At 58.5% G+C, this 15,049-nt stretch carries 16 protein-coding genes and 2 pseudogenes; 1 reads left to right on the top strand and 17 read right to left on the bottom strand.

What is annotated here, in order from left to right:
- A pseudogene (locus ACOYIE_RS04425) lies at window positions 1-81 on the bottom strand (electron transfer flavoprotein subunit beta); the annotation flags it as partial.
- 21 nt (window positions 82-102) lie between these two features.
- Window positions 103-1,254: an acyl-CoA dehydrogenase gene (locus tag ACOYIE_RS04420; protein ID WP_433410950.1), complete on the bottom strand. Its 1,152-nt coding sequence runs from the start codon at window positions 1,252-1,254 to the stop codon at window positions 103-105.
- Window positions 1,255-1,587: 333 nt separating this feature from the next.
- Here ACOYIE_RS04420 and asnB point away from each other — a divergent pair, with 333 nt between their 5' ends.
- The gene (gene asnB / locus ACOYIE_RS04415; protein WP_433410949.1) at window positions 1,588-3,102 is read left to right on the top strand and encodes an asparagine synthase (glutamine-hydrolyzing); all 1,515 of its coding nucleotides are present in this window, start codon (window positions 1,588-1,590) and stop codon (window positions 3,100-3,102) included.
- On the opposite strand, the gene pta is transcribed toward asnB, so the two are convergent.
- The 15 genes and pseudogenes from pta to ACOYIE_RS04340 all read right to left on the bottom strand — a co-directional run bounded on the left by pta (window position 3,083) and on the right by ACOYIE_RS04340 (window position 14,970).
- Window positions 3,083-4,054, bottom strand: coding sequence for a phosphate acetyltransferase (pta, locus tag ACOYIE_RS04410; RefSeq protein ID WP_433410948.1), 972 nt, complete (start codon window positions 4,052-4,054; stop codon window positions 3,083-3,085). The genes asnB and pta overlap by 20 nt on opposite strands.
- Before the next feature lie 15 nt (window positions 4,055-4,069).
- Complete coding sequence (locus ACOYIE_RS04405) at window positions 4,070-4,522, bottom strand: cupin domain-containing protein (protein ID WP_433410947.1); 453 nt, start codon at window positions 4,520-4,522, stop codon at window positions 4,070-4,072.
- 46 nt (window positions 4,523-4,568) lie between these two features.
- Window positions 4,569-5,120 (bottom strand): BMC domain-containing protein, encoded by a 552-nt coding sequence (locus ACOYIE_RS04400; protein WP_433410951.1) that lies wholly within the window; start codon window positions 5,118-5,120, stop codon window positions 4,569-4,571.
- Between the two features lie 5 nt (window positions 5,121-5,125).
- Window positions 5,126-6,475: a 4Fe-4S dicluster domain-containing protein gene (locus ACOYIE_RS04395; RefSeq protein WP_433410946.1), complete on the bottom strand. Its 1,350-nt coding sequence runs from the start codon at window positions 6,473-6,475 to the stop codon at window positions 5,126-5,128.
- Entirely contained in the window at window positions 6,472-6,777 is a 306-nt protein-coding gene (locus tag ACOYIE_RS04390) for a EutN/CcmL family microcompartment protein (protein WP_433410945.1), read from the bottom strand. Before ACOYIE_RS04390 ends, ACOYIE_RS04395 begins: the two co-directional genes overlap by 4 nt.
- A 66-nt stretch (window positions 6,778-6,843) precedes the next feature.
- Window positions 6,844-7,542, bottom strand: a complete 699-nt coding sequence (locus ACOYIE_RS04385; RefSeq protein ID WP_433410944.1) for a hypothetical protein — start codon at window positions 7,540-7,542, stop codon at window positions 6,844-6,846.
- Between the two features lie 19 nt (window positions 7,543-7,561).
- On the bottom strand, window positions 7,562-8,380 hold the full coding sequence (eutJ, locus tag ACOYIE_RS04380; protein ID WP_433410943.1) for an ethanolamine utilization protein EutJ: 819 nt from the start codon (window positions 8,378-8,380) through the stop codon (window positions 7,562-7,564).
- Window positions 8,381-8,407: 27 nt separating this feature from the next.
- Window positions 8,408-9,193, bottom strand: a complete 786-nt coding sequence (locus tag ACOYIE_RS04375; RefSeq protein WP_433410942.1) for an ATP-binding protein — start codon at window positions 9,191-9,193, stop codon at window positions 8,408-8,410.
- 32 nt (window positions 9,194-9,225) lie between these two features.
- Complete coding sequence (locus ACOYIE_RS04370; RefSeq protein WP_433410941.1) at window positions 9,226-9,507, bottom strand: BMC domain-containing protein; 282 nt, start codon at window positions 9,505-9,507, stop codon at window positions 9,226-9,228.
- Window positions 9,508-9,582: 75 nt separating this feature from the next.
- Window positions 9,583-9,873 carry a BMC domain-containing protein gene (locus ACOYIE_RS04365; protein ID WP_433410940.1) on the bottom strand — a complete coding sequence of 97 codons (291 nt, stop codon included), beginning with the start codon at window positions 9,871-9,873 and terminating at the stop codon, window positions 9,583-9,585.
- Window positions 9,874-9,920: 47 nt separating this feature from the next.
- Entirely contained in the window at window positions 9,921-11,405 is a 1,485-nt protein-coding gene (locus tag ACOYIE_RS04360) for an acetaldehyde dehydrogenase (acetylating) (protein WP_433410939.1), read from the bottom strand.
- A gap of 303 nt (window positions 11,406-11,708) precedes the next feature.
- A pseudogene (locus ACOYIE_RS04355) lies at window positions 11,709-11,966 on the bottom strand (BMC domain-containing protein); the annotation flags it as partial.
- Window positions 11,967-11,996: 30 nt separating this feature from the next.
- Window positions 11,997-12,668: an ethanolamine utilization microcompartment protein EutL gene (gene eutL, locus ACOYIE_RS04350; RefSeq protein ID WP_433410938.1), complete on the bottom strand. Its 672-nt coding sequence runs from the start codon at window positions 12,666-12,668 to the stop codon at window positions 11,997-11,999.
- Between the two features lie 22 nt (window positions 12,669-12,690).
- Window positions 12,691-13,584, bottom strand: a complete 894-nt coding sequence (gene eutC / locus ACOYIE_RS04345; RefSeq protein WP_433410937.1) for an ethanolamine ammonia-lyase subunit EutC — start codon at window positions 13,582-13,584, stop codon at window positions 12,691-12,693.
- A 15-nt stretch (window positions 13,585-13,599) separates the two neighbouring features.
- Complete coding sequence (locus tag ACOYIE_RS04340) at window positions 13,600-14,970, bottom strand: ethanolamine ammonia-lyase subunit EutB (RefSeq protein WP_433410936.1); 1,371 nt, start codon at window positions 14,968-14,970, stop codon at window positions 13,600-13,602.
- Between the last annotated feature and the right edge of the window lie 79 nt (window positions 14,971-15,049).

Here is a 15,049-nt window from a genome sequence, read left to right as displayed (position 1 = left end):
ACGGTTCAGCGTGCCGTCCGGATTGACTGCTACCTTACCGGAGGTGTCCGGAACCTGCTTTACACATACAATTGCCTTCATAGTTCTGTAGTCCTCCTTTTCTTAGCGCAGTACCTGACCGGCGATGACCATTCTCTGAACCTGAGAAGTGCCTTCGTAGATCTCGGTGATCTTGGCGTCGCGCATCATGCGCTCCATCGGGTACTCGCGGATGTAGCCGTAGCCGCCATAGATCTGTACGCACTTGGTGGTAACATCCATAGCAACCTCAGAAGCGTACAGCTTAGCCATAGCAGCTTCCTTGGTGAACGGCAGGCCAACGTCGTGGTTGAACGCCGCGCGGCGAACCAGCAGACGGGCAGCGTCAATCTGGGTGTACATATCAGCAACCATCCACTGCAGGCCCTGGAACTTGTCCAGCGTCTTGCCGAACTGTGCGCGCTCCTTCATGTACTGGATCGCCTTGTCCAGCGCGCCCTGCGCAATACCGAGCGCCTGAGAAGCAATACCGATACGGCCGCCGTCCAGCGTCATCATCGCAATCTTGAAGCCGCCGTTCTCCTTGCCCAGCAGACGGTCTGCCGGCAGATGCACGTCTTCAAAGATCAGCTCGGAAGTCTGGGAGCCGCGGATGCCCATCTTGTGCTCAATCTTGCCGATGGAGAAGCCTGGGTCGTCCTTGTCAACGATGAAGGCGGAAATGCCCTTATTGCCCTTGGACTTATCGGTCATCGCAAAAATAACATAAGTATCCGCACGGCCGCCGCCGGTGATGAACACCTTGGTGCCGTTCAGAATGTAAGAGCCGTCCGGCTGCTTTTCCGCAATGGTCTGCTGCGCTGCGGAATCGGTACCGGCGTTAGGCTCAGTCAAGCCGAATGCGCCGATCTTCGCGCCTTCCTTGGGCTCAATCAGAGGACGAAGCCACTTTTCCTTCTGCTCGGGGGTGCCGAAGTGATAAATCGGCCAAGCGCCCAGCGTGCCATGAGCGGACATGATGCCGCCGGTGGTACCGCAGAACTTGCTCATTTCCTCGATCGCGATCGAGTACATGACGTAGTTACCGCCGGAGCCGCCAACTTCCTTCGGGAACTGAATGCCCATCAGGCCGTACTTCATCAGCTTCTGTACAGTCTCTTCCGGATAGCGCTCCTGCTCGTCGATCTCCGCAGCGAGCGGCTCAACTTCGTTGATCGCGAACTCACGGCACATCTTCTGGAACAGTGCTTCTTCTTTTGTAAGCCTAAAATCCATGCCATATACCTCCCAAATAAAATTCGTGGACAACCCGGGCGGCGCCGCCGCGCTTTACGCACAGCTACACACCACACATGGAAACGTCCAGCTTTGGAGCATGTCTATTTCTATTATACCGAATGACAAAAATATGTCAAGGATTTAACGAGCGCTTTGCGAAGAAATTCATAAGGCTTTTTCGTGCATCCTGCCACCTTCCCCTTTACCGTTTGTGAAAATTCCTGATAAGTCTCCATTTTGTAATCATTTCTTTTTGCCGCACCGCACATATTCGCGCCTTTCTCCGCATAAAACACAGGGAAGACTAACATCTGAAGGAGGAAACTTCCTATGTGTGGAATCGGCGGTTTTGTCGATTTTGAGCGCGATGCGCGGCGCTATAAACCGGTTGCGCAGCGCATGCAGCGTGCGCTGACCCCGCGCGGCCCCGACGAACAGGGCAAATACTGCGATGCGGACGCGATGCTTGTACACCGTCGGCTGATCGTCATCGACCCTGCCGGCGGCACGCAGCCAATGTATTCGCCGGATGGCAATACTATTCTTATTTATAACGGAGAGTTATATAACACCGAAGAGCTTCGTCGCGACCTTCTGGCGCACGGCCATCCGTTTCTTGGCCACTCAGACACCGAGGTGCTGCTGCACGCTTTTCTGGAATGGGACGTGGATGCGTTCCCGCGTTTGAACGGCATTTTTGCCTTCGCCCTCTGGCAGAAAAAAGAGCGGCGGCTTGTTCTGTGCCGTGACCGTTTGGGTGTAAAGCCGCTTTTCACCGCCCGACTGGACGGCGGGCTGGTCTTCGGCTCCACGCTGGAAAGCGTGCTGTGCCATCCGGATATCCAGCCGGTCATCGATGCGGACGGTCTGCGCACGCTGCTGCTGCTTGGTCCCGCAAGGCCGCCGGCCTCAGGCGTTTTCCGGCAAATCGATTCCCTGCTGCCCGGCCATTACGCCGTGCTCTCCCCTGCCGGCCTGACCGACCGCGCCTATTGGAAGCTGGAAGCACACGAGCATCCGGACGATCTGGAAGCGACCATTGCCCGCACGCACGAGCTCATCTGCGATGCCGCGCAGCGTCAGCTCGTTTCCGATGTACCGCTGGCCTGTTTTCTTTCCGGCGGCCTGGATTCCTCCATTCTGTCCATGCTGGCCGCCAAAGACTACGCTGCCCGCGGCGAAACGCTCCACACCTGGTCGGTTGACTACCGGGATAACGATAAGTATTTTACAAAAAGTAATTTTCAGCCAAATAGCGACAATGAGTATATTCAATTCATGACCGACGCGCTGCATACGCAGCACCACAATGTTATCATTGAGCCCGACGCGCTGTGCGCCGCCCTGCTGCCCGCAGCCGATGCGCGCGGCCTGCCCGGCATGGCAGACGTCGATTCCTCGCTGCTGCTGTTCTGCGCCGCCGTCAAAAAGGGCGGCACAACCGTTTGCCTGTCCGGCGAATGTGCCGACGAGCTGTTCGGCGGCTACCCCTGGTACCACAGGGAGGAAATCCTGTTTGAGGATACCTTTCCCTGGTCCCGCTCGGTCGGGCTGCGGCTTGGGCTGCTCTCCCCCGATGTGGTGCAGAACGGCGCCGAATTCGTGCGCGAGCACTACCTTTCCACCTGCCGCCGCGCGGAAAAGCTGCCAACCGACAGCAGAAAAGATGCGCGCATGCGTGAAATGTTCGTCCTCAATCTGGACTGGTTTATGGCAACGCTACTTGAAGGAAGCGTTGCAGAAGGATACTGCGCCGCAGCGGCGCGTTCTGCCTTCTGCACAAAAGAAAAAGAGGGGCATATGCCCCTCTTTTTTGTTTTCCCGCTCACCGCAGGCCCGCCGTAATGATCGACATATAGTAAACCTCTTCCGCATTGCAGCCGCGGGACAGGTCGTTGATCGGCGCGTTCAGGCCCAGCAGAATCGGCCCGTAGGCCTCAAAACCGCCCAGGCGCTGCGCAATTTTGTAGCCGATATTACCGGCGTTGATATCCGGAAACACAAACGTATTCGCATGTCCTGCCACAGGCATGCCCTTGCACTTGGTCTGGGCAACCTCGGGCGATACTGCCGCGTCAAACTGCAGTTCTCCCTCAATCAGCAGATCCGGACGCGCCTGCTTGGCCTTTTGGGCAGCGGCGCGCATCTTGTCCACATCTTCGCCCTTGCCCGACCCCTTGGTCGAATAGGACAGAAAGGCCACCTGCGGGTCTATGCCGAACATTTTCGCACATTCCGCAGTCTCAATCGCAATCTCAACCAGTTCGTCCTCATTCGGCTTGATATTGATCGCGCAGTCGCCCATTGCCAGCAGCTCCGCATCGCTTCCGCTGCCGCGGGTCAGAATAAAGCACGAGCCGACAATATGGTGCCCGGGCTTTGTCCGAATCAGCTGCAGCGCTGGGCGCACCGTATCGGCGGTGGAATAGGTCGCGCCGCCGAGCAGGCAGTCCGCCACCCCGAGCTTTACCAGCATGGTTCCAAAATAATTGCCCTTTTGCAGCAGCGCGCGGCACTCCTCCGGCGACAGTTTTCCCTTGCGCAGCTCCACCATTTTCTGCACCAGCTCATCCATGCGGCGGTAGTGCATGGGGTCGACGATGCGGATGTCCGCAATGTCGAAGCCGCCTGCCTGCGCCGCCGCCTGCACTTCCTGCACATTGCCAATCAGCAGCGGCTGCAAAATCCCCTCCCGCTTCAGGCGGGAGGCCGCTTCCAGAATACGCGGGTCGGCGCCTTCCGTAAACACCAGCGTGGTATACGTTTTTTTCAGTTTTTCAATCAGTTTTGTAAACATAACAGCGCCCCTGTCTCACCAGTCCGCCGGGAATACCGTATAGGCAAATTTCGCGTACTGCGGCGTTGTGAAATGAATGTGGCTGCCGCGCGGAATATACAGCACATCCCCCGCATCCCCGCCAACGGTGCGGCCGTCTATCCGGATTTCCAGCCGGCCTTCCAGCACCACATCCCATTCGTCGTAAGTAAGCGTCCATTCAAAATCCGCGCCGTCGCGCAGCTCCATAATGCCGCAGCCGATGCGCGGCGCTTCCTCCAGCGTGGCAACGTCTTTCAGGCGCACATCCTCGCGTCCCTCAAACGGCTCCAGCTGCACGGTTGATACCTTGACGCCAAGCACGCCGCTTTGATCTACGGTTTTCTCAAACCCGCAGTCCTTCTTTTTTCCCTCGGCTGGCTTTTGCGCACCCGCTTCGGCCAGCACCTTTTCCACAAGACTGCGAATCAGTTCCTCGTTTACCTGCATTGTCGTTCTCCCCTTTCCGGAAAACAGGCTTTTTCCTGGTGCGCCGTCACATCAGGGATTCAAACACCTTGGGCGACGGACGCGGAATAATGCTTGTGCCGACCATCAGCTCGGCCTCTTCCTTTGCGGCGGCAACCGCAGCGCGCACCGCGCCGACGTCGCCGGTCAGCGTCACATAACCCTTGCCGCCGATCGCGTAGCCAATCCGCACTTCAATCAGCCGTACATCCGCCGCCTTGGCCGCAATATCCGCGCCAATGATTGCAGACGCTACCGAATAATACTCCAAAACGCCGACCGCGCCCGGCTTTTCAATCTGCGTGGTCATGCTGATTGCCTGAATCACGTCTGTATGCACGTTGGGGATCGTCAGCGTGTCCACCACGCACTCTCCCCCGCGTTTGACGCCTTCCGCCATGGACGCCTTCACATCGCCCGTCTCGCCTGCAATCAGAATCAAATATTTGCCCGGGCACACCGTGGAAGCGCGAAGCAGTTCCACAGTTGCCGCCTTGACCATATAATCGCTGGTTTCAATCCCGCGCGCAATGCTGTTGAGCTCCACCATACCGATGGCCATTCTGCTGGAAATTCCCATACTGCTCACTCCTTCCGTCCGCGGATGCGGGCGCCTTTTTCCGTAATTTCCGTTATCACGCCGGAAATGCTGGCATGGATATTGGCGGACAGGCCCTCTGCCGCCTGCGCCAGCACATCGCCCTGTTCCACCGTATCGCCCTGCTGCCGGACCGCCTGCGCGGGCTTGCCGATATGCTGGGAAAACGGCAGAAATACTTCATCCGGCACAAGCGTCCGGCATTCATGCGCATGCAGGCCGTAATAGGCCGACAGGCCAAGCCGGCTTACCAGCCGGTCGGTCGGCGTATGGCGCTGGTCCACTTCCGCCCGCGCCTGCGGCTGGCTGTTCCGCGGCACCTGAATGCCTTTTTCCCGCAGCTGGCGCTTGACATACTGGTTGACCATACGCGGCGAAAGCTGCATCGGACAGGCGAACATTTCGCACACGCCGCAGTCGCAGCAGTTGGCGGCCTCGCCAAAAATGCGGCCGTATTCCGCAGAATCCGCCACCTCCTGCTCGCGCCACAGGTTGCGCATAATCAGGTGCGGATGCATCGCATGCCCAATCAGATAGCGCGGGCACAGGTCGGTGCACATTCTGCACTGGATGCAGGCGCTGCGCGTCTGATGCCGAATTGTTTCCAGCGGCGTTGCCGCGCGCCGGAACAGATAATGATCCCGCGGCAGCACAACGATGTTGCCCGTGGTCTTTGTCACCACCGCATTCCGGATGGCATCCGCATCCGTCAGCTGCTTGCCCATCATCGGTCCGCCGATGACAAGCGCATAGTCCGCAATCTGCGGTTCGGCCGCGCGCACGCAATCCTCCACCGGCGTACCAACCGGAACGCGCAGCATGATCGGCTCCTTCACCTCGCCAACCACCGACAGATATTTTTCCACCACCGGCCGGCCGGCAAGCGCGTCATAAATATTGAGCATCGTGCCGACGTTATCCACCACACAACCAACGTCAAGCGGCAGGCCGCGTTCGGGCACCGAACGTCCGGTCACCTGCTGCACCATGGTCTGTTCATCGCCCGCCGGATAGAATGTTCCCATCTGAAAAATCTCAACCGGCGCCGCCGCTTCGCGGATCGCCTTATCCAGCGCGCTGATTTCCTGCGCATACTTGCCCTTCAGGGCGATAACCGCGCGGTTTGCACCCAGATGCTCCTTCACCGCCAGCACCGCCTGAATAATCTGCGGCGCGCAGGTGCGGCAAAGATACTTATCCGTCTCAATCAACGGTTCGCACTCGGCCGCATTGACAATCAGGCATTCCGCTTTGGCATTCAGCTTAACATGCGTCGGAAAGCCTGCACCGCCTGCGCCAACCACACCGGCCGCTTTGATTGCTTCGGTCAAATTCATGATTTCACCGCTTCCTTCTCCTCCAGAATACCGGGGTCGAACTCCTTATCGTCCACAATGCCGACTACGGTTGCATCCACCGGCACCGACATATCGCCTGCCGCGCTCCGCGCCGAGCTGCCGCCGACAATAATCACGGTTTCCCCCATGCCTGCCCCGATGGTATCGGCGGCAACGATGGGCGTGCGGTCCCGCGAGCCGTCCAGAATATTGATCGGCTGCACAATCAGCAGTTTGTAGCCTGCCAGGCGCTCCTCTTTTCGAGTGGCCCAGATATTCCCAATTACTTTGGCAATTTTCATACTGTTCTCCCCCGTCGGGTGGTATATACAGCGGCACGGAAACATTTCATGCCGCAGTTTTCCTTCTTACTCCATTACAATGGAAATTCCATGGGCTGCCGCCGTATCCTTTGCCAGCGCGGTGATGATGCAGCCCCTGCTCACGCGGATACAGTGGGCACCCTGCTTCTCCGCATCAAATAAATCGCGCTCTGTCAGTACGCGTTTGGACAGTTTCTTCTCCGCCGCCGGACAAGTCTCCGCTGCCGGCGTCTGTTTCTTGGGCGCGGCCGTCCCTTCCGTCAGCAGCTGTTCCAAATCGGTCCGCGTGCAGAGGACTGCACCGGCAGCCTGCAAAAAGTCCAGCTTTTGCTGCATCATTTTATAATATACCGTCGGCGCCGACTCTCTGTACCGGTACAGCTCCACCTCTTCGGCCAGAATATAGATGCGTTTGCCCATCAGGATGGCCTGTGTTGCCAGGCGCGTATAATCGCAGCTCCATGTGCCGGATGCGATTCGGTCCAGCGCACCGCAGTCCAGGCCGCTGATGACCACCGCCTCGTAATCATCCAGATTGACCTGATATTCATGCTGCAGCGCGCAGTCAACACGCCACTTTGTGCGGACGGCCTCGCTCTCCAGCGCGCAGGGACATTCTGTTCCGTGTGTCTGCGTGAGCAGCAGCAGGCCCTGCTTTTGCGCCTGCGGCTCCGTTTCGTCCATTGCGCTTAGCCTTGCGGCAACCCGCCGGACGATCTCTTCAATCAGCTCCGCTCGCTCCATGCTTTTTCCTCCTTTCCGTTTATAGTTTGCAGTTCATGGCAATGCCCGCGGGCGTCACCAAAAACGGGTCGGCAGGTTTTATCGTTTTGATGCCCGTTTCCCGCTGAAACACCTCTTCAATCCCCGTCAGGCAGCAGGTGCCGCCGCACAGGTAGATGGTTTCCGTTTCCGTTTTATCCACATAACGGTTTACAATGCCTGCCATTTTTTCAATCACCGGTCTTACCACCGGAAAAATCTCCTTATGCCGCGCATAGTCCTGCTTGATGGACTCCGCTTCCTCAAACGGAATGCGGTAATTGCCTGCCAGAACCAGCGTCAGGTGCGTACCGCCGGTCGGCTCGTCCTCAATCCGGCACACTTTGCCGTCCCGCAGGATTGCAAGGCCGGTCGTGCCGCCGCCGATATCCACCACCACGCCGTTTTCAATCTGATAAACCGCGTTGGCCGCGCTCGGCTCGTCCAGCACCGCAGTCACTTCAAAGCCTGCGCCCTCGGCCACATACTGATGCGCCCGTGTGCTCGACTCCGTGCCCGCCGGCATGGCAATGGCGCACTGTTCCAGTTCTCTGCCAATTCGTTTTTCCAGCTTTTCCTTGAGCGCCCGTACAATTTGCAGTGCCCCGGCATAATCAATCAATACGCCGTCCCGCAGGACTGAAGCCGCCTGCTTTTCGCACGCAACAGGGTTATTCTCTTCATCCAGCACAACCATTACAATATAGGCCGTACCCAAATCCAGACCCACCTTCAGTTTGCCGCTGGCCGGCAGAAAGGTCTGTTCCTGTGCGGCGCCCACACGGGCCATATAAGCATTCACGCGCTCCATATCCATCATTTTTCCAGCGCTCCTTCCGTTTTTTCGCTATGCCGTATATTGTCCAGCCAGATAGCGGCACATCATAATGTGCAGCGCGCTGGACATGCGGTTGAGTTCTTCGATCAGATCTTCCCGGGTGCATTTTACATTTTCCCGAAACGCCTCCGCAGCGGCAACCTCGGTTTCCCGCACCGCAGTACGCAGGGTATTGAGCAGCGCGAAATCCCGTCCCATTGTATAATCCGGCAATGTCATTGCCTGCACGCCAAAATACCGCTGCGGGTCGTGCGACTGCGCCCGCAGTTCGGCATGCGTCAGCCCAATCAGCTTTTCCAGCACAAAGGGCTCCTCCAGCACATCGCAGCGCATCATTTCACGCAGCGCGTGCAGGATATCGCTCAGGTCGTCCAGCAGTTTTTTGCTGCCGCCGCGCGCGGCAATCTCGCTCTGCGCCAGCACGACTGCCGCCTGCAGGGAATCCAGCTTGCCGCGGAACAAAATGCGCGGATGACTTTTCTGCACCAGCAGATTGCCCGACAGATGCGTCATATGTTCCGGCTTTTCCGTATAAAACGCGCCGGTTTCATAATCCACGAATTTTGCCGCGGCCACCTGGCCATCCGGCGCCGCCGGCACGGACGGCGCCCTGACGACGCGGGGAGACGTTTTTCCCTGCCGCTCTTCCAGCAGGATCTTGATCTTGCGCGTCTGAAGATACTCGCGTGCCGCCGGCGTCAGCTTCTGCCCCCTGGGCACCAGATAACTTTCCGGCTCTATCGCGTGCAGCTCCTGCCGCAGCGCCGCCTCCGTAATATATTTCAAACGCTTCACCTCCTCAGGCGGATGGGTTCATCTCCCACACATTATTTCTCCAGCGTCGGCAGAATGTACTCCACTTCCTCATGCGGACGCGGGATAACGTGTACCGAAATCAGATCGCCCACGCGCTCGGCCGCCGCCGCGCCCGCGTCGGTCGCAGCCTTAACCGCGCCTACGTCGCCGCGCACCATAACCGTTACCAGGCCGCCGCCAACATGTACCTTGCCGATCAGCGTTACATTCGCCGCCTTAACCATTGCGTCAGCCGCCTCTACAGATGCGACCAGTCCCTTTGTTTCAATCATACCAAGTGCCTGCATTGCCATTGTTCTTAGCTCCTTTTCTGTTGTTTTCCGTGCGGTGGGGCGGCGGCTGCTGCCGCCGCCTCATTCCGGCCATTGTCAGTTCTTGTTCAGCGAGGGCAGAATGTACTCCACCTCGTCGTGCGGACGCGGGATAACGTGTACCGAAATCAGATCGCCCACGCGCTCGGCTGCCGCCGCGCCCGCGTCGGTCGCAGCCTTAACCGCGCCTACGTCGCCGCGTACCATAACCGTTACCAGGCCGCCGCCAACATGTACCTTGCCGATCAGCGTTACATTCGCCGCCTTAACCATTGCGTCAGCCGCCTCTACAGATGCGACCAGTCCCTTTGTTTCAATCATGCCGAGTGCCTGTGTCGTCGTTGCCATAATCCGTTCCTCCTAAAATGATTTTTATCGGTTGATGTTTTTTATCTTTACGCCTTTTTCATGCGGCTGACTACCATACGGACGATTGCCTCCAGCTCATTTTCGCTGATTCCGCCGCCCGCGTTCGGGCAGGCATCGCCGCTGCAATCCGGTATGCCCTTGCGGATATCCTCTATTTCCCGCAGGCCATAGGCGACCTTGCGGGTATTCAGCAGCTGCATCGGGCCGACGTTCTCGCTCGTGGCCGAACCGCCGACCGCGCCGCAGCCCAGCGTCAGCGCGGGCATGAGCGCCGTAGATGCGCCGATGCCGCCAAGCGTTGCCGGTGTGTTGACCACGATGCGGGATACCGGCACCCGTCTGGCAAAATAATCAACCATCGCCTCGTCCTTGGTGTGCATGGAGAACGTGTGGCCTGCGCCCTCATACCGCAGAATCGTGCAGACCTTTTCGCACACATCCTTATAATCCTTGCCTGTATAGAAGGCAAGAATCGGCCCAAGTTTCTCATTGGAGTACGGGTGACCGCGGCCCACGCCGTCCTCGCGCGCAACCAGTACCTGTGCCGATACCGGCACTCTGTCCAGCCCCGCCAGCTTGGCAATGGTCTCCACGCTGCGGCCGACAATCTCCGGATTCATGGTGCCGTTGGCGCGCAGAATAAATTTGCCGAGTTTGGCGCGCTCCGCATCGTCCAGGAAATACGCGCCCTGCTTTTCCATCTCGGCCTGCACTGCGCCGGCCATGTCCTCATCGCAGATGATGGACTGCTCGGACGCGCAGATCGTGCCCCAGTCAAACGTCTTGGAAGCCATAATGCGTCTTACCGCCAGCGGCAGATCGCAGGTCTTCTCCAGATAGGCGGGGCCGTTGCCCGGGCCGACGCCGATCGCCGGTGTGCCGGAAGAATATGCCGCGCGCACCATCGCCGAGCCGCCGGTCGCCAGAATCAGGGCAACATCGCGGTGGCGCATCAGGTTATCCGTTGCCTCCATCGTGGGAATCGTAATGCAGGAAACCAGGTTTTCATTGCCGCCCGCTTCGGATATTGCCTGGCGGATGACCTTCACCGTCTCCATGATGCAGCGCAGCGCGGTCGGGTGCGGAGAGAACACAATCGCGTTGCCTGCTTTCACCGCAATCTCCGCTTTATACAGCGCGGTAGAAGTCGGGTTGGTCGAGGGAATCAGGCCGGCAATTACGCCCACCGGAACCGCGATGGTCCGCGTTTTGTTTACCTCATCCCGCTCCAGTTCGCCCACGGTTTTCAAATCCTTGATGTATTCATATACGCCGCGGCTGCCAAACACATTCTTAATGACCTTGTCTTCAACCTTGCCGAAGCCGGTGTCCTCATTCGCCATTTCCGCCAGCCGGCGCGCGTTTCTTACGCCCGCGTCCGCAATCGCGCGAACAATACGGTCCACCTGCTCCTGCGTCATCACGGCCAGCTCCTGCTGTGCTTTTTTTGCCGCGCCGACCAGTTCTCGAACCTCCTGCATGGACAGCAGGTCTTTATCATACAGCTGCATGATTCAACTCTCCTTTATATCCGCGGATGCTCCGCTTCATTTCGATTGGTCCCGATCGCGAAATGCTCTGATTGCCGCGATCAGCTGCTCTTTTTTGGCAAACCGGATATCGCGCCGCGTCATGCTGGGCAGCTCCAGCTCGCGCGCCACAGCGCGCAGTCTGTCAACCGACATGCCCGACAGCGTTTGGTCATCGGGTGCGCCTGCATTCGCCTGCGCCGCGGCAGCCGCCGCCTGCTTTGGGGGATGCGCTTCCGGTTTCTTTTCCGGCGCTGCCGGAGCGGGGGCCGCGGGCGGCGGAGACAAAATCGTCTCCACTTCCTCATGCGGCCGCGGAATCACATGCACGGCAACCAGATCGCCGACCCGCTCGGCCGCCGCCGCGCCTGCGTCCACCGCAGCTTTGACCGCAGCCACCTCGCCGCGCACCATAACGGTCACCAGCCCGCCGCCGACGTGTTCCTTGCAGGCCAGCCTGACATTGGCGGCTTTCACCATCGCGTCCGCGGCCTCCACGGAAGCCACCAGGCCGCGCGTTTCAATCATTCCAAGCGCCTGCATTTGCCTCCACCTCCGTTACGCAATGTTTTTTCATGGCGTCTCTCCGTCCGCGCATTCCGTAGGCTGCGCCGCCACGCGTTCAACCGCGTCGGCAAACGCTTCACACGCCGCTTTGCAGGCGGCCTGGGTGCCTGTCAGCAGACCGCCGCCAAAGTTGGTCTCGCTCGGCGGCGCATACAGTACGCACATGCGCACATCCGCCGCTTTGAGCGCCGCGTCCAGCCCATATACCGCTTCCAGCGGCGGCGCAATCAGATAGGCCAGCGCGTCGCCTTCGGTGATTCCCGCGCTTTCCGACAGATAAGAGCCCGTTCGCGAAATGCAGTGCGCATAGTAGACGATATCGTCTTCATCGTTTGCCGAGACAAAGTGGCATCCGTTTTCAATCATATCAACGCAGGCGTCCAGTCCTGCCCTTGCTTCCGCAGGATTCGGTGCTGCCAGAATGCCGATGATCTCGCCCGCAAGGCGGGTATTCGCATTATCCGCACCCGCATAGCAGCTTCTGGCGTATGCCACGCGGCAAACCGCCTTTTTGGTCGCTTCATCCAGCGCGGTGTAGGTAACGTCATCATTATCCGCCGTAATCAGCGCAAGCGACCGCTCGTCCGGACGCAGCGACAGCTGTTCGGCCAGATCGGGCGCGACGTTGGGGATCAACCTTGTCGCCAGCACCCGTGTCTGAATAGGGTCCCGTTTCATAATGTAAACTCCTTCCTGCCCGTTACAGCTTCAAGTCTGTACCGCTGGCCTTTTTCTCCAGCATCAGCTTGATGATATCCGCAATATGCGCGCCCGCCTCTGCCGGATTGGTGCCGCTTCTATGAATATTGGAAAGAACCGTGCGCCGTGCCTCCGGCATGCCCACCGTCGCCTTGTAGGCAATATAGGCGGACATGGACTCCGAAGTAATCAGCCCCGGCCGTTCGCCAATCAGTACGCAGGTGACCTCCGCGCCCAGCAGTTCGGACACTTCGTCCATCACGCCGACGCGGCCGTAGCGTACAAAGAACGGTGTGCCCACGTCTATTTTGTAATTTTGCAGGCCCTGCATCAATGCGGGCAGCAAATCCGGAATGTTGGCCGATACGGCGGCGGAAGAAAGGCCGTCGGAAACGTAAATCTGAACGGTGGGCCGCGCCCTGCATTTTTCCCGAATGGTTTCCGCCCCCGCCTTGCTGAGGCGGCGCCCAAGATCGGGCCTTGTTAAATAAGTATCCTTGCTGTCGCACTGGCTCTGCACCAGAAACAGGTTCTGCGATGCGACAAACGCCTCGTCCACATCGCTGAATACCGCGTCCTGCGCCGCCGAGTGCGCCGCACGGAACTCCAGCTGCGGCAGGGTTTTGTATCTGGCGCCCGCCTTGCCGATGCCAAGGCGGCAGGGTGCATTCCGCTTCAGGTCGGCATATGCCTCGCCGTTTTCCGGCTGCTCCACCAGGTACTGCTCGCGGATATCAATTTCTGTAATATCCGGCAGGCAGCCGTCCTCCACATTGGCCGGCGCCGGTGCGGCAGCAGCCGCCTTCTGCATAGCCGGCTCGGCCGGCGGCTGCTCCTGCTGCGTCAGCTCGGCAACCACCTGTTCAATAATTCGTGTCAATGCGATTTCGTCCAATTCTTTCACCCCCTCTTACTTTGACAAAAAGACGGAGGCGTCGCCCGCTTTGGGCGTCAGCTTGCCGTTTTCTGAAAAGCCCATTTTTTCCAGCCAGCGGTCAAACTCCGGAATAGGCCGCAGGCCGAACACCTCACGCAGTGCGGGAATCTCATGGTATCCCGTACACTGGTACATCAGCATGCAGTCGTCGCCCTCCGGAATGGACATCAGATAGGTGCATCCGGCCGCCACCAGCAGGGTTGCCAGATTTTCAATATCGTTCTGGTCCGTCTTCATGTGGTTGGTATAGCAGGCGTCGCATCCCATGGGCACGCCGGTCAGCTTGCCCATAAAATGATCCTCCAGTCCTGCGCGCGTAACCTGCTTGGAATCATACAGATATTCCGGTCCGATAAAACCGACCACCGTATTGACCAGAAACGGCTGATACCGCTTGGCAAAACCGTAACAGCGCGCCTCCATCGTCACCTGATCCCAGCCGTTGTGCGCTTCGGAGGACAATTCCGAACCCTGTCCGGTCTCAAAATACATCACATTGGGTCCCGTGCAGGTGCCGCGGCTGAGCATTGCCGCGCGTCCTTCCTCCAGCATGGCGGCCGTCAGGCCGAACGCTTCGTTGCCCTTCTGGCTGCCCGCAATGGACTGGAACATCAAATCCAGCGGCGCGCCCAGCTTTTCCGCCGCGGCAATCTGCGTGGTAACATGCGCCAGCACGCAGATCTGCGTCGGTATTTCCCATTTATTTTTGAACTCGTCAAACATTTTAAGGATACGGGCGACCGACTCCACCGAATCATCCACCGGATTCAGCCCCAGCACCGCGTCGCCGCAGCCATAGGAGAACCCTTCCATCGCAGAAGCCAGAATGCCTTTGGGATCGTCCGTTGTGTGGTTGGGCTGCAAACGGGAAGAAAACGTGCCCGGCAGGCCAATTGTCGTATTGCAGTGCGCGGTTACCTGAATTTTTTTCGCTGCATAAATCAAATCCAGGTTGCTCATCAGCTTGCACACGCCCGCAACAATTTCTGCCGTGATGCCGCGGGATGCGCGGCGAATCATTTCGCTCGTTGTTCTGCTGTCCAGCAGCCATTCCCGAAACTCCGCAACCGTCATATTCTGAAACTCACGGAAAATCGTTTCGTTCACGTCGTCCTGTATGATGCGGGTCACTTCGTCCTGCTCATAAGGAACGGCAGGCGCGTTCCGCAAATCGTTCAGCGTAAGGTTTGCCAGAACAACCTTGGCCGCCACCCGCTCTTCCGCGGACTCGGCCGCAATGCCTGCCAGCTTATCGCCCGATTTTTCCTCGTTTGCCTTTGCCATCACCTCGCATATGCTTTTGAACTCATAAACATGCCCAAACAGCTTTGTTTTCAGAATCACATTGTTTCACCTCTCCCTGCTTTATGAATTGAAGATCAGCGTCTTGACGACAACGGGCACCACATGGCCCTCCGCAACC

It is taken from the genome of Agathobaculum sp., from assembly GCF_050946325.1.
GTDB lineage: Bacteria > Bacillota > Clostridia > Oscillospirales > Butyricicoccaceae > Agathobaculum.
The sequence above is the reverse complement of the archived record's forward strand: the minus strand, read 5'-3'. Positions and strand labels throughout refer to the sequence as shown.